Origin of the sequence: Kitasatospora sp. NPDC094016 (assembly GCF_040304045.1) — a bacterium.
Classification (GTDB): Bacteria; Actinomycetota; Actinomycetes; order Streptomycetales; family Streptomycetaceae; genus Kitasatospora.
This window is the reverse complement of record NZ_JBEOUK010000001.1, coordinates 19,094-32,931: the sequence shown is the minus strand read 5'-3', so window position 1 is coordinate 32,931 and position 13,838 is coordinate 19,094. Positions and strand designations below refer to the sequence as shown.

Annotated in this window: 8 protein-coding genes and 1 riboswitch; of the genes, 3 read left to right on the top strand and 5 right to left on the bottom strand. The window is 75.9% G+C overall.

Going from position 1 to position 13,838, the window contains the following annotated elements; genetic code table 11:
- Window positions 1–4: 4 nt before the first annotated feature.
- From ABT015_RS00110 to ABT015_RS00090, 5 genes are all read right to left on the bottom strand, one after another.
- Window positions 5–1,219 (bottom strand): ATP-binding protein, encoded by a 1,215-nt coding sequence (locus ABT015_RS00110; RefSeq protein WP_350874975.1) that lies wholly within the window; start codon window positions 1,217–1,219, stop codon window positions 5–7.
- Entirely contained in the window at window positions 1,216–6,369 is a 5,154-nt protein-coding gene (locus tag ABT015_RS00105; RefSeq protein WP_350874973.1) for a hypothetical protein, read from the bottom strand. The genes ABT015_RS00110 and ABT015_RS00105 overlap by 4 nt, the downstream gene beginning before the upstream one ends.
- Complete coding sequence (locus tag ABT015_RS00100; RefSeq protein ID WP_402447214.1) at window positions 6,366–7,223, bottom strand: DUF4132 domain-containing protein; 858 nt, start codon at window positions 7,221–7,223, stop codon at window positions 6,366–6,368. The genes ABT015_RS00105 and ABT015_RS00100 overlap by 4 nt, the downstream gene beginning before the upstream one ends.
- 192 nt (window positions 7,224–7,415) lie before the next feature.
- The gene (locus ABT015_RS00095; RefSeq protein WP_350874971.1) at window positions 7,416–8,201 is read right to left on the bottom strand and encodes an ABC transporter ATP-binding protein; all 786 of its coding nucleotides are present in this window, start codon (window positions 8,199–8,201) and stop codon (window positions 7,416–7,418) included.
- A 141-nt stretch (window positions 8,202–8,342) separates the two neighbouring features.
- The gene (locus ABT015_RS00090) at window positions 8,343–9,368 is read right to left on the bottom strand and encodes an ABC transporter substrate-binding protein (protein WP_350875650.1); all 1,026 of its coding nucleotides are present in this window, start codon (window positions 9,366–9,368) and stop codon (window positions 8,343–8,345) included.
- A 105-nt stretch (window positions 9,369–9,473) separates the two neighbouring features.
- Here ABT015_RS00090 and fhuB point away from each other — a divergent pair, with 105 nt between their 5' ends.
- The 3 genes from fhuB to ABT015_RS00075 all read left to right on the top strand — a co-directional run bounded on the left by fhuB (window position 9,474) and on the right by ABT015_RS00075 (window position 13,777).
- A complete protein-coding gene (fhuB, locus tag ABT015_RS00085; RefSeq protein ID WP_350874969.1) occupies window positions 9,474–11,639 on the top strand; it encodes a Fe(3+)-hydroxamate ABC transporter permease FhuB in 2,166 nt (721 codons plus the stop codon).
- Window positions 11,640–11,660: 21 nt separating this feature from the next.
- Window positions 11,661–12,776, top strand: coding sequence for an enterochelin esterase (fes, locus tag ABT015_RS00080; RefSeq protein ID WP_350874967.1), 1,116 nt, complete (start codon window positions 11,661–11,663; stop codon window positions 12,774–12,776).
- A gap of 73 nt (window positions 12,777–12,849) precedes the next feature.
- Window positions 12,850–12,910, top strand: a riboswitch (guanidine-III (ykkC-III) riboswitch).
- 12 nt (window positions 12,911–12,922) lie between these two features.
- Window positions 12,923–13,777, top strand: a complete 855-nt coding sequence (locus tag ABT015_RS00075; RefSeq protein WP_350874965.1) for an MBL fold metallo-hydrolase — start codon at window positions 12,923–12,925, stop codon at window positions 13,775–13,777.
- The last annotated feature ends 61 nt before the right edge of the window (window positions 13,778–13,838 follow it).

Below are 13,838 nucleotides of genomic sequence, written 5' to 3'. Positions count from 1 at the left end.
CGCCTCATGCCTCCAGGGCCGAGCGGAGGTCCCACAGGGTGCGCCAGGTGCCGGCGCCCTGTTCGGCGCGCCGGCGGACCGGTCCGTCCCAGTAGCCGAGCAGCCGGGCGGCATCGGCCGGGTCGTCCTTGCGCACGACGCCGATGAGCTGGCCGGGGAGGCGGCCGAGCAGGTCGCCGCCGTCGGGCAGGTAGGCGGCGGTGACACCGAGCGCGGTGGCGACCGAGACGGCTTCCGCGGTGCTCATCACGGTGGACGGGCGCTCGACGTCCCAGCCTTCGGTGGAGCGGCCCGTGCGCAGGTCGCGGAAGGCGGTGACGAGGGCCTCCAGGACGGCGTCGTCCACCGCGTAGGTGGCTCCGGCGCGGGCGACGGCGACGGTCGACTGCCGGCGGACGAGTTCGACCTCGGCAGCGAGGCTGGCGATCGGGCCGACCGTCTCGAAGTTGAACCGCCGCTTGAGCGCCGCGGACATCTCGCTGACGCCCTTGTCCCTCAGGTTGGCGGTGGCGATCAGGGTGAAGCCGGCGGCGGCGTGCAGCTGTCCGTCCGGGGTGCCGGCCAACTCGGGGACGGCGACCCGCCGTTCGGAGAGCAGGGAGACCAGCGCGTCCTGCACCTCGGGCAGGCAGCGGGTCACCTCCTCGACGCGGGCCACCGCCCCGCTGGTCATCGCGGTGAGCACCGGGGAGGGCACCAGGGCGTCCCGGCTGGGCCCCTTGGCGAGCAGGAGGGCGTAGTTCCAGCCGTACTTGAGCTGGTCCTCGGTGGTGCCGGCGGTGCCCTGGACGGTGAGCGCGCTGGTGCCGCAGACGGCGGCGGCGAGCAGTTCGGAGAGCATGGACTTGGCGGTGCCGGGCTCGCCGACGAGCAGCAGGCCGCGCTCCCCGGCGAGGGTGACGACACAGCGTTCGACGAGGGCGCGCTCGCCGACGAACTTCTGCTCGATGGCGAGGCCGCGGCGGCCGGCCTTGAGCTTCTCGCCGTCGCTGCCCATGACGAAGGTGACGACGGCGCGCGGGGTGAGCCGCCAGCCGGGCGGGCGCGGGCCGGTGTCGTAGGCGGCCAGGAACTCCAGTTCGGCGGCGTGCTTCTCCTCGGGCGGGATGATCTGCCGGCGCGCGGCGGCGGTGTCGGCACTCACCGGTGTGCTGTTCGTCGGTGTGCCGTTCGTCGGTGTGCTGTTGGGCGGCGTGCTGTTCGTCGGCGTGGCGCTCATCGGCGGGCCTTCCTGCGCTTGCTGGTCTGGAGCTCTTCGTAGCCGGGGGCGTCGCCGTCGAGGGTCCGCTGCCAGGCCCGGGCGAACAGCTCCGGGACGGGCAGGTGGGGCAGCGAGACGCGGTGGGTGGGCAGTTCGTAGAGCGCGGCCTTCCAGGTCTCGGCGGGCAGCGCGGGAGCCTTGGCCTCCTGCCAGCCGCCGGGCAGGAAGAGGCTCCGGCCGGCCCGGGCCCGCTTGGCCTCCAGCACCAGGTCGGTGGCGGCGAGTTCGGCGCGGGCGCGCTTGAGCCTGGCCGGCTTCCAGCCCGTCCAGCGGGCGACGTTGCGGTCGGTGGGGTCGGGCAGGGCCAGCAGTTGGAGGTAGAGCACCGCGGCGTCCTCGCCGAGGCCGTGGGCCCGGGCCGCCTCGGCGACCAGGTCGGGGACGGTGAGCTGCGGGTGCTGTAGCCAGGGCTCGGTGTCACCGGCCGCGGCGGCGGGGCTCGCGGCGGCTGCCAGGCGCTCCGCTTCGCCGCGCAGGACGGCCTCGATGGCTCCCCGCTCGGCGTCCAGCCAGTAGGTGTTGCCCAGCCCGCCGAGCAGTTCGAGCACCGGGTCGTCGGGGCCGGTGAGCCCGGCCGGGCGCAGCCAGACCCGCTCGTACTCGTCGTGGTACGGCGTCAGGACGAGGGCCGGGCCGCAGTCGACCAGCCCGTTCGGGTCGGCTCCGCCCACGGCCGGCAGGCCGAAGTGGGTGCGCAGGACAGCCGACAGCGAGTCGCCCTTGGTGGTGTGGACGAGGTGGAAGTCGAGCAGCAGCTCCGGATCGGCGAGGCGGTTTCGCAGCGCGGCGGCGGCCGCGGGCAGCAGCGGGCGCAGCGGGCTGTCGGCGGGCAGGTGGTAGGCGAGCCAGCGCAGGGCGTCGACGGTGCGGCCGAGGTCGCCGGAGTCGGGTGCGGCGCTCTGGTCCTCGGCGAGCAGTTGGGGGGTGGACCCGCCCTCGTCGCTGAGCCGGAAGGTCGTGGTGCCGGTCAGCCAAGGGGTCTGTGCGGGGTTGAGCACCGCCTCGATGTGTTCGATCCGCGCACCCGTGACGGTGGCCTGGGCGGCCTCGGGGAGGGTGACGAGCCGGCCGAAGTGTCGGATCCAGGCGGCGGCGCCGGCATCGACGTCGGGGCCCTCCGTCCAGAGGGTCTTCGGGTCGGCGGGCAGCAGGGCGCCCCAGACGTCGGCGAGGACGGTCCGGTCGCGGCCGCGCAGCCAGTCCCGGGCGGCCTTGGCCTCGGTGGACTTGAGGCCGTACTCGGCGAGGCGGTCGGCGGGCAGGACGGCGCTGTGCCACTGGAAGAGCCCGGGCGGCGGGCTGAGCAGCAGGGCGGCGCGGGCGGCGCCGATCCCGGTGAGCCCGCCGAAGGCGGTGGCGCGGGCGGGCTGCCAGGGGGCGCCGCCGTGCAGCGCGGCGGCCTGCCGGAGCGCGGTGATCCAGGCGGCGTCGACCCGCTCCTCGGTGCCGCGTTCCTTGACGGTGGTGAAGTGGGCGACGGGGCCGAACGCGCCGCTCGGGTCGTGGTCGACGGCGTACCACTGCTCCGTGCCCTCGTGGTGCCGACGGTGGCCGAGGATGACGACGGTGCGGTCGCCGTGGCGCAGCACCTGCCCCTCGCGGGAGACGGCGGGCCGGCGGCGGTCGGCGCGGTCGGCGGGTTCGCCGAGGACGATCTCGCGCAGGGTGGCGCCGTGGTCGGCGAGCACTCCCTCGGTCAGTTCGCCGAGGAGCAGCATGAGGCTGGAGCGGTGGGCCGGTTCGGTGAGCGGGGCGGCCACCGCGTAGGCGAGGGTGTCGAGACGGCCGAGCAGGTGGAGCCAGCCGTGGTGGGTGTCGCCGTGTTGCAGGGTGACGGTGGCCGGGGTGCTCCAGCCCTCGCCGGTGGCGGCCGGCGGGTCGGCCAGGACGGCGGTGACGGCGCGCAGGTTGGTGAGCACCCGCCACCGGTCTCCGTCGCCCCAGTTGGGGCCGAAGCAGGCGACGTCGGGCAGGAGGGTGGTGACGGCGTCGCGCAGTTCGTGGTCTCGGCCGTGCTCGGGCCGGTACTGGGCGGCCTCGGCCTTGGACGGCTTCTCGGCCTCCGGCTGCGGGACGAACCGGGCGGTCCGGTCGAGCAGGTCGGCGGCGGTGCGGGCGAGCCCGGCGACCCCGGCGAGCAGCAGCGGGTGGCTGACGCCGGGCAGGACGGTGCCGACCGCCTGGACGGGCAGGACGCGGCGGGCACCACCGGAGGCGGCGAGCGGGCGCCGGACGCCCTGGACGGTGATCCAGCGCTGCTCCTCCTCGGGCGCGGGCCGGCTGTCGGTCGGCCAGGCGGCGTCGATCAGGCGGGCGGCCTGCTCGGTGTCGACGCCACGCAGGACGCGGGAGCCTGCCTCGTCGCGGGGCCGCAGGGCGTGCCAGTGGTCGAGCGGGGGGACGAGCGCCGTCCCGGCGGCGGCGAAGTCCCCCGGGCGGCAGGGGCGCAGGTCGAGGTTGCGGTCGGTGTCCGTGGCCAGGTCGGGCAGGGTGAGGGCGAGGCCGCCGCGCTGCGCTTCGGTGACGACCGGTCGGGCCTGGCCGGGGAGAGCGAGGCGGCCGACCGGGACGTGGTCCGGGTGGCCGTCGGTGATCGGCAGGACGATGGCCTGCCCGTCGGCGGTCGTGGTGGTGACGGCGCGGCCGGGGTCGATCCGGACCCAGCTGCCGAGCACGGTGCCGTCGGTGCCGAGCGGCGTCTGCTCCAGGCCGGGCTGGAGCGGCAGCAGTCGGGCGCGAGCGGCGGGCAGCCAGCCGGCGGCAGCAGTGGCGGCGATGACCGGTGGTTCGGCGGCGCGGCCGAGGGCGCCGGTGTGCGGGTCGAGTTCGCGCAGGACGGCGCCGTCCTGGCCGTAGCGCAGCGTCCAGTGGCCGGTGCCGTCGCTGAGGACGCGGTGTTCGCCGGGCATCCGGGTGTCGCCGGGGTGCAGCGGGCGTTCGCCGGTGGTGCGGCCGCCGCCGGGCAGCGGGAGGGAGGGCGGCTCGGGGTCCCGGTCGCCGTAGTAGTAGCCGGCGATGGTCTCGCCGGTGAGTTCGACGACCTCGCCGGGCCGGCTGGACCAGTAGGCGTGCTGCTTTCCGTCCTGGTACCAGGCGACGAGGAGTTCGCCGTCGACGAAGCGCAGCCGGGGCTGGTTCCAGCGCTCCTTCGCCGGGGGCAGGCGCAGGGTGTGCTCCAGCAGGACGCCCTGCGGGCCGACGACGACGGCCCGGTCGTGGCGGGCGAGGATCAGGTGCGGCCAGGCGTCCTCGACGATCAGGCCGGTGAGGCGCCCGCCGTTGAGGCCGGGGGTGTCGGGCGACTCGGAGTCCGGTCCGGCGGAGTCGGGGTCCGCAGGGTCCACGGGCTTGGCGGGGTCGGCCGGGTCGGTGAGCTTGGCCACGGCCTCTTCCAGGGCGGGCCAGCCGAGTTCGTCGAGGATGCCTGCGCCGAGCGCCCCGGCGAGCAGGGCGGTGACGTCGAGGGCGGCGATCCGCTCGGCGGCGGCCGGGGCGACGGCCCGCACGGCGGTGCGGTACGGGCTCAGCGACTGCACCAGGTCGACGGCTCCGGCCAGGCCGCGGGCCGCGGTCAGCTCGTCGGCCCGGAGTTCGGCCCACTCCTCGAACAGGCGGCGCAGCAGCGGCAGGGCGGGCACCTGCCGCCTGACGGCGGTGTCCCAGGCGGGCGGGGTCGCGGCGCGCAGGGCGGGCCGGAAGCGCGGGTCGGCGGCGACGGCCGCGAGGCCGGTACTGTCGGCGCCGCACTGGTCGACCCAGTCCTTGAGGTCGAACCGGTGGGTGGCCGACGGGTCGGCGACGGGCACGCCGTCGGCGAGCAGCTGGTCCAGCAGGTCGAGTTGGGTCCGGCTGCGGCGGACGTCGGTGTACAGGTCCACCGGGACGCCGTCGGCCCGCAGCCGCTCGGCCATCCGGCCGGCCAGGGCGACGGTGGCGGCGCAGCTGGGCCGGGAGCGCCAGCCGCGCCCGAGGTGGTGGCACCAGCGCTGAAGCCACGCGGCAGCGGGCTCGGAGCCCTCGGCGCCCTCGGCGCGCGGGCCGGTGAGCAGGTGCTCGGCCCCGGTCTCGGCGAGCAGGCCGAGCCAGGCGGTGTCGTTCAGGGCGGCGTCGGTGCCGGCCGGGTCGGGCATCAGCTCCAGCAGGCGGGCCCGGACCGCCGGGTCGCGCCGGCCGAGTTCGGTCAGGGAGCCGTGCCAGGACTTCCAGAACGCGCCGGGCGCCCGGTTGACGCCCGGGGCGGCCAGCAGTTCGGCGAGCAGCGCCTCTTCGTGCTCGGCGCGGTCCAGCCCGGCGGCCTTGATCAGCGCGCGGGCGTCCTCGGCGACCCCGGCGTAGGGAGCCATGCCTGCGGCGGAGCGCTCGGTGCAGAGCTGGCGGAAGCGCTGCCAGGCGGTCAGCGCGTCGAGTCGCCCGGCGAGCTCCTTGACGTACTGGCGCAGGGACTTGACGGTGAGCGCGCCGGCCAGGGCGAACTCCAGGAAGACGGCGCGCAGCCGCTCCTCGTCGACCGTCAGGCGGTAGGTGCGCTCGGCCTCGCGGGCCTTGCCGAAGTAGCTGGCGGCGTAGGTCTGGTTGCCGTGGGCGAGGAAGATCCGGCCGACCTCCTCGCAGAAGGTGGGCAGGAAGTGCGGCACGGCGCGGCCGAGACGGGCGGCCAGCTCCTCGAACCCGTCCTTGGCGGTGCCGGGCTTGGACCGGGCCTGGCGGGAGAGCCGTTCCATCTCCTTGACCAGGGCGAGCGCGTGGTGTCCGTTGGCCGGGTCGTGGACCAGCGCCCAGGCGGGGAAGCCGAGCGCCTCCTGGCGGACCTGGCCGACCTCGGCCGGCGTGCCGTCGGGGACCAGCCCGAGGAAGTCGACGGCGAGGTCCTCGGCCGGTCCGAGCGCGCCGGGGACCAGCCGGACGATCCGGCGCCCGTCGAGCGCGGAGTGGGTGTAGGCGCGGGCGGTGAGCACGTCGGCGGCGCTGTCGGGGCGGCCGGCGCCGGGCAGGGTGCCGGCCGGGAGCACGGCCCCCGCGTCGAGCAGCCGCTCGTGCGGCCCGGTGTCCTGGGCGGCCGTCCGGTCGGCGTCCTGAACGGCCCTCTGGTCGAGTCCGGTGGCGGTCATGCGGCGTCCTCCCCTTCGATGGTGCGGCCTGCGTACAGTGCGGCGGCCATCCGCGTGCCCTCGGACCAGGCGATCGGGCCGACCTCGGTGAGCGGCAGCACCCGGCCGTCCGGGCCCGCCCAGCTGAGCGCGCCCGTCTCGCAGGCGTCGTACTCGTAGTAGTCGCCCACCCAGACGCGGGCCTCGACGGTGCGGCCCGCCTCCACCACGGGCTGGACGGCGGAGCCGCCGCGCACCCGGTGGCCGAGCCGGGCGCAGCGCCCGAGCAGCTCGCGCAGCTCCCGGTAGCGGCCGCCGGCGTAGGTGGTGACCTCGGTGCCGGTCGGCAGTTCGTCCGGCCGGTGCCAGACCTCCCGGTAGAGCTGCGGCACGCGCTGGGAGACGCCGAGCTCGACGGCGAACTCGCGCAGGTCGTCGAGGTCCGGGAGCAGCACGGGGTGGGGTATGAGGATCTCGCCGTCGGTGAGCCGGACGGTGTCGCCGTCCAGGTCCACCAGGCCGATCCCGCGCTCGGCGTCCGCACCGCGCAGGAAGCCGGCGACGGCGCCGTCCGAGCCGGTGACCACCAGGTCGCGCAGGACGGCCTGCCAGGCCTCGTCCGCCCAGACCGCGGTCAGCACGGCGGCGGGCACCGGCAGCGAGCGCACCATCCACCGCTCGACGTCCTCCTGGCAGCGCCGCTCGTGCGCGGCCAGCCACTCGGTGAGCTGCCTGAGCTGGACGACCACCGGATCGTCACCGAGCTTCGACGGCAGGGACTTCAGTTCGCGGCCCGCCGCGTTGCGGCAGACCACCTTGCCCTCCTCGTCGAGCGCTACGCGGTACCCTCCCGCGCCTGTTTCCACCCATGCCACGGACGTCTCCTCCCACCTGCCGGTCAGCGATGCGAGGAACGTAGCGAGGCCCACTGACAAAGCGGCGGCCAGGGAGGCCGTTCCGCGGCTTCCGGGGCGCAAACCCATCGAACGAGTGAACGGGGCGGGCGACCCACCGCCCGCCCCGCCACCCGCCTCCCGCCGCAGCGCCAGATCAGATCTGACGTATCGTCAATTCACTGACGTCGCACGGGGAACGATCACCGGCGCGCCGTCGCCGGGGGCGGCGAGCACGTCGCTGTCGATGTCGTACAGCGCGCGCACGAGCGGCGCGTCGACCACCTCGCGGGGCGGGCCGCAGGCCACCACCGAGCCGTCGCGCAGGGCGACGACCAGGTCGGCGTAGCGGGCCGCCGCCGCGAGGTCGTGCAGCACCATGACGACCGTCCGCCCGCCGGCGGCGACCTCGCGGACCAGTTCCAGCACCTCGACGGCGTGCCCGAGGTCGAGCGCGCTGGTGGGTTCGTCGAGCAGCACGACGGGCGCGTCCTGGGCGAGCACCATGGCGAGCCAGCAGCGCTGCCGCTGGCCGCCGGAGAGGCGGTCCAGCCGGCGGTCGGCGAGTCCCTCGACGCCGGTGGCGCGCAGGGCCCCGGCGGTGAGCCGCTCGTCGTCGGCCGACCACTGGCGGAAGAGCCCCTGGTGCGGGTGGCGGCCGTAGCGGACGAGCCCGGCGACGGTGACCGCCTCGGGAGCCTGCGGGCTCTGCGGGAGCAGCGCGACCCGGTGCGCGGCCTGGCGCGGCCGCAGCCGCCAGACGTCCTCGCCGCCGACCAGCACCCGCCCGCCGTCCGGCCGGTGCAGCCGGGCGACGGCCCGCAGCAGGGTGGACTTGCCGCAGCCGTTCGGGCCGACGACGGCCACCACCCGGCCGGCCGGCACGGTGAGGTCGACGCCTGCGAGCACCGGGCGGCCGGGGCCGTAGCCGGCCGTGAGGCCCTCGATCGTCAACTCCATCGCGGTTTCCTTCGGTTGGAGGGGCTACCGGCCGGCCGGGCACGGGCCCGAAAAACGGACCCGAACACGGACCCGAACGCGGACGCGGACACGGACGCGGACGCGGACACGGACGCGGACGCGGACACGGACGCGGACCGGTCAGGAGGCGGCGAGCGCCTTGCCGATGTCACCGATGACCACGTCGGCCGCGAGCGGCCCACCGCGGGTGGACCAGACCGAACCGTCCACGGTGACGGCGTGCTTGTTCTTCACCGCGCCCAGCTCCTGGTACGCGGGCTTGGACTGGACGTCCTTGAGCGCGGTCTTGCCGTCGTCGGTGAGGGTGGACAGGAACAGCCAGTCGCCGTCGATCTCGGCGAGCTTCTCCAGGCTGAGCGCCGGGCTGTGCGCGTTGCCGTCCTTGTCCTGCGCGGCCGGGCGGGTGAGGCCCATGTCGAGGGCGACGCCGCCGGCGAACTGCTTCTTCTCCATCCAGCTCGGCCCGGTCGGGTTCCAGCGGACGATGGAGACGGCGGCGCCCTTGTTCTTGCCGAGGTCCCCGCCGGCCTTGGCCGCCTTGGCCTCGTAGTCGGCGATCACCTTGTTGCTCTGGTCGAGCTTGTTGACGGCGTTTCCGATGCCGCGGAAGGCGAGCTTCCAGTCGTCGGTGGGTGCCATCGTGACGAGGGTGGCGGGGGTGATCTCGCGCAGCTGCTTGAGCATCTGCTCGTCCTGCATGTCGCCGGCCAGGATGAGGTCGGGCTTGGCGGCGATGACCTTGTCCATCACGGGCTGCAGCAGGTTGCCGACCACCGGGACGCCCTGGACCTTGTCCTTGAGGTAGGCGGGCGGCTCGTTGAGCCCCTGGCCGTTGGTGATGCCGACGGGCTTCACCCCGAGGGCGAGCACCGCGTCGAGGTCCTCCTGGGTGAGGGTGACGATCCGCTGGGGCGCGGCGGGGATCTCGACGGCCTTGCCGGTCGCGTCCTTGACGGTGCGCTTGCCGCCGGCCGCGTCCGCCGCCGGGCTGCCGGCGGCGGAGGAGCCGCCCGGGGAGCCCGAGGATCCGGAGGAGGACCCGGAGGAGCCGCACCCCGCGAGCAGGAGGGCGGCCGCCCCGGTGACGGCCAGCGCCCGGGCCGCGCGGCGGCGGACGGGGTGGAGCGGGCTCTGGGCGAACGGCATGGGTGCCTCCGGGCAGCGGTGGTACGGGGGTTGGGCGGCGTCCGGGCAACCCGGCACGATGGCGGTGCCCACGGGACGATGTGCTCATTAGGTTAGCCTTACCTTATGACGTTGTCGCAAGTGGGCGCCCCCGGGCAGTCCCGCACCGAGCCGGACGCCCCGCCGCCACCGACGCCACCGCGCGGGGACGGCCGCCGCGCCGCCTGGCCGATCGCCCTCGGCGCGGTCGCGGTCCTGCTCGCCCTCGCCGCGCTCTCACTGTCCGTCGGCGCCGGAGAGGTCGGCCCCGGGCGGGTGCTGGACTACCTGTCGGACCGCCACGGCGCCCGCGCCGACGGCCGGCTCGCCCTCGTCGTCGGCGATCTGCGCCTGCCCCGCACGGCCACCGCCCTGCTGGTCGGCGCCGCGCTCGGGGTCGCGGGGGCGCAGTTGCAGTCCGTCACCCGCAACCCCCTCGCCGAGACCGGACTGCTCGGCGTCAACGCCGGCGCCTCGCTGGGGGTCGTGCTCGGCATCGCCGTGCTCGGCGTCCAGACCTCGTACGGGTACCTGGCCTTCGCCTTCGGCGGCGCCGTGCTCGCCAGCACGCTGGTGCTGCTCATCGCGGGTGCCCGGGGCGGGTCCCCGATGCGGCTGGTGCTCGGCGGCTCGGCGGTCGGCGCCACCTTCGGCGGGCTCACCGGCGTGCTGATCGTCAACTCGCCCGAGGCGTACGACCGGTACCGGGTGTGGGTACTGGGCTCGCTGGCCGGGGTGGAGGGCTGGACGACACTGCGCCAGCTCGCCCCGGTGCTCGGCGCGGGCTTCCTGCTCGCCCTGCTCGCCACCCGGCCGCTCACCGCGCTCGCGCTCGGCGACGACCTCGCCCGCGGCCTCGGCCACCGGCCCGGCGCCACCCGGGCCGCGGTCGCCCTCGCCGTCACCCTGCTCACCGCCTCGGCCGTCGCGCTGGCCGGCCCGATCTCCTTCCTCGGCCTGCTCGCCGGGTTCCTGGCGCGGGCCGTCGCCGGCCCCAGGGTCGGGCAACTCACCGTGCTCGCCGGGCTGTTCGGTGCCGCCGTACTCACCGGGGCCGATGTGCTGGCCCGGGTGGTGGCCCGACCGTTCGAGGCGCCGGTGTCGGTGATCGTCTCCCTGGTCGGCGCCCCCGCGCTGATCGCGATCGTCCGCTCCCGCCGGACCGCCGCGCTCGGCATGGCCGACCCGGCCGAGCCCGCCCCCGCCCGGCGGTCCGAGCCGCCCGCGCCCGAACCCGACCTGGTGCTGCGGCGCGGCGCCTGGTCGCTGCTGCTCCCCCGCCGGGCGCTGCTCGCCTCGCTCGCCCTGGCCGCGTCGCTGCTCGCCGTCGTCGTCGTGTCCGCCCACGCCGGGCAGAGCGAACTCGGCCTCGGCCGCACCCTCCAGGCCGTGTTCGGCTACGGCGACCGGCTGGACGTGCTGCTGGTGCAGAGGTTCCGGCTCGGCCGGATCGTCGCCGGGCTCGCCGCCGGCGCCGCCCTGGGCCTGGCCGGCTGCCTCACCCAGACCCTCGCCCGCAACCGCCTCGCCACCCCCGAACTGCTCGGCGTCAACGACGGCGCCACCGCCGCCGTCCTGATCTCCGCCACCGTCTCCGGCACCTTCGGCGCCTGGTGGGCCGGCCCGCTCGGCGCGCTGGCCGCCGTCCTGGTCGTCACCCTGGTCTCCGGCGGGCTCGGCACGCAGGGCTACCGGGTGCTGGTCGTCGGCCTCGCGATGTCCGCGCTCGCCTCGGCCGTCATCCAGGTCGCGCTCGCCCGCCGCTCGCTCAACTCGGCCGGCTCGCTGTACGTCTGGACCTCCGGCAGCCTCAACGGGCGGGACTACGCCGTCGCCACCCCGGTCCTGATCGGGCTGGCCGTGCTCGTGCCGCTCGCGCTGGCGGTGGCCCGGCGGCTGGCGGTGCTGCGCTTCGACGACAGCGTGGCCGCCTCACTGGGCGTCGACCCGGCCCGGGTCCGGCTCGGCTGCCTGCTGCTGGCCGTCGCGCTGGCCGGGCTGGCCGTCGGCGTGTGCGGGCCGGTCGGCTTCGTCGCGCTGGCCGCGCCCGTGGTCGCCGGGCGGCTGGCCGGGCCGGCGCGCGTGCCGGTCCTCGGCTCGGCCCTGACCGGCGCCGTCCTCGTCGTGCTCGCCGACACCGTGGGGCGGGTGCTGATCGGCGGGGTGGAGATCCCGGTCGGCATCGTCACCACCGTCCTCGGCGGCCCCTTCCTGCTCTGGGTGCTGCTCGGCCGCAAGGGCACCCCCGCCTGACCTCCCCGAGGAGTCCCGCAGATGGAAACCCTTCCCCTCGTCGAGCCCGATCCGGCCGACCCCGCCTACCGCCTGGTCACCTTCGTGCACGAGGACACGTCGTGCGACGGCGTGCTCGCCCTCCTGCACACCGTCACCGACAAGGACCGGCACGCCGGCGACCTCGCCCCGCACCTGATGACCCGCCGTGACGACGGCCGCTGGTCGATCACCTACCGGCTGCGCGCCGACCACCGGGCGTCCTACCAGCTGTACCCGTTCCGCGGGGACGCCCCCGGCACCGCCCGGGCGGACTGGCTGCGCGTCCTCGACCACGCCCGCCCCGACCCGTACGACGCCGCCCCCCGGCTGCCCGCCCGCGACGGGCGCCACCCATCGTCCGTGCTCAGCCTGCCCGACGCCCCCGCCCAGCCGTACGTCCGGCGGCGCGACGGCGTACCGCGCGGGCGGACGGTGGCCCACGAGGTGGCCGGGCGGCGGGTGGACGTCCACCTCCCCGCCGGGGGCGGGCCTTCCGCCGGGGACGGGCCGTTCGCGGTGGCCGTGCTGCTGGACGGCGAGATGTGGGGCGAGGTGCTGTCGGTCGGCGACACCCTCGACAACCTGGCGGCGGACGGCGCCATCCCGCCCACCGTCGCCCTGCTCGTCCACACCATGGGCCCCCGCCGCCCCGACGACCTCAGCTGCAACCCGGCCTTCGTCGACCTCCTCGCCGACCGCCTCCTCCCCTGGGCGGCGGCGGAGTTCGGCACCACCACCGACCCGGCCGGCACCGTGATCGCCGGCCAGAGCGCGGGCGGCCTCACCGCCGCCTTCACCGCGTTCCGGCGCCCCGACCGCTTCGGCGGCGCGCTCTGCCAGTCCGGTTCCTTCTGGTGGCCGGACGAGACGGAGTTCGACGAGGGCAGCGAGTGGCTGACCCGCCAATTCGCCCGCGAGCAGCGGCGGGAGGCCCGGTTCTACGTCGAGGTCGGCCTCCAGGAGTGGATGCTGCTCGCGCAGAACCGCCACCTGCGCGACGTCCTCACCGCCCGCGGCTACGACCTCGCGTACCGCGAGTTCAACGGCGGTCACGACTACGCCTGTTGGCGCGGCGGGCTGGCCGACGGGCTGGCGCACCTGCTCGGGGGCGCCTGACGGTTCCCGGGGGGATCGGCGGACCGGCGGACCGGCGCGCGGCGACGGGGGCGTGCTAGCGTCCCGGTGGCGGCGCGCCGGTGACCGCCCCGGACGAGATGTGCGCCGTACCCGGCCCGCCAAGACGACGCACCCAGGGAGACGTCATGGCCGCCGGTGCCCCGATCGCCCGTCCGCTCGACGCGCGGTGGATCCACGGGTCCCCGTCCGCGAAGCACAACACGGACCCGGACATCCAGGTCCACGCGTACGACGAGCACACCGCCATCCTGCGGCAGAACAAGGCGGTCAACTACGAGGCGCCGTTCCTGTTCCTGCTGTTCGGGGGCGAGCGGGCCGTCCTGATCGACACCGGGGCCACCGCCTCCGCCGCGTACTTCCCGCTGCGCACCGTGGTCGACGGACTCATCGACCGGTGGCTCGCCGACAACCCCCGCGACGGCTACGGACTGCTCGTCCTGCACACCCACCCGCACGGCGACCACGTCGCGGGCGATGGGCAGTTCGCCGACCGGCCCGCGACGACCCTGGTCGGCGCCGACCCGGCCGCGGCCTGGCCGTACTTCGGCTTCGACCAGAATCCGGACGCCGTCGCGCGGGTGGACCTGGGCGGCGGCCGGGTGCTCGAATGCCTGGCCACCCCGGGCCACCACCCGGCGGCCGTCACCTACTACGACCCGTGGACGGGCCTCCTGCTCACCGGCGACACCGTCTACCCGGGCCGCCTCTACATCGACGACTGGCCGGCCTTCACCCGCACCGTCGACCGGCTGATCGACTTCGCCGAACGCCGCCCGGTGACGCACCTGCTCGGCTGCCACATCGAGATGACCCGCACCCCCGGCGTCGACTACCCCATCCGCACGACCCACCAGCCCGACGAGCCGCCCCTGCAACTGACCGTCGGGCACCTCCGGGCCATCCGCACCGCCCTCGCCGACCTCGGCGACCGGCCGCGCCGGCACGCCCTGCCCGACCTGATCCTCTGGCCGAGCGCCTGAGCCCGGAAGGCCGCGTCCAACGAACTGGCGCCGCACCCCGCGATCGCGGGGTGCGGCGTGG

Excerpts from the sequence above, each read along its gene's own strand:
- ABT015_RS00110 (WP_350874975.1), bottom strand. The coding sequence starts at position 1,219 with ATGAGCGCCACGCCGACGAACAGCACGCCGCCCAACAGCACACCGACG.
- ABT015_RS00105 (WP_350874973.1), bottom strand. The coding sequence starts at position 6,369 with ATGACCGCCACCGGACTCGACCAGAGGGCCGTTCAGGACGCCGACCGG.
- ABT015_RS00095 (WP_350874971.1), bottom strand. The coding sequence starts at position 8,201 with ATGGAGTTGACGATCGAGGGCCTCACGGCCGGCTACGGCCCCGGCCGC.
- ABT015_RS00090 (WP_350875650.1), bottom strand. The coding sequence starts at position 9,368 with ATGCCGTTCGCCCAGAGCCCGCTCCACCCCGTCCGCCGCCGCGCGGCC.
- fhuB (WP_350874969.1), top strand. The coding sequence starts at position 9,474 with ATGACGTTGTCGCAAGTGGGCGCCCCCGGGCAGTCCCGCACCGAGCCG.
- fes (WP_350874967.1), top strand. The coding sequence starts at position 11,661 with ATGGAAACCCTTCCCCTCGTCGAGCCCGATCCGGCCGACCCCGCCTAC.
- ABT015_RS00075 (WP_350874965.1), top strand. The coding sequence starts at position 12,923 with ATGGCCGCCGGTGCCCCGATCGCCCGTCCGCTCGACGCGCGGTGGATC.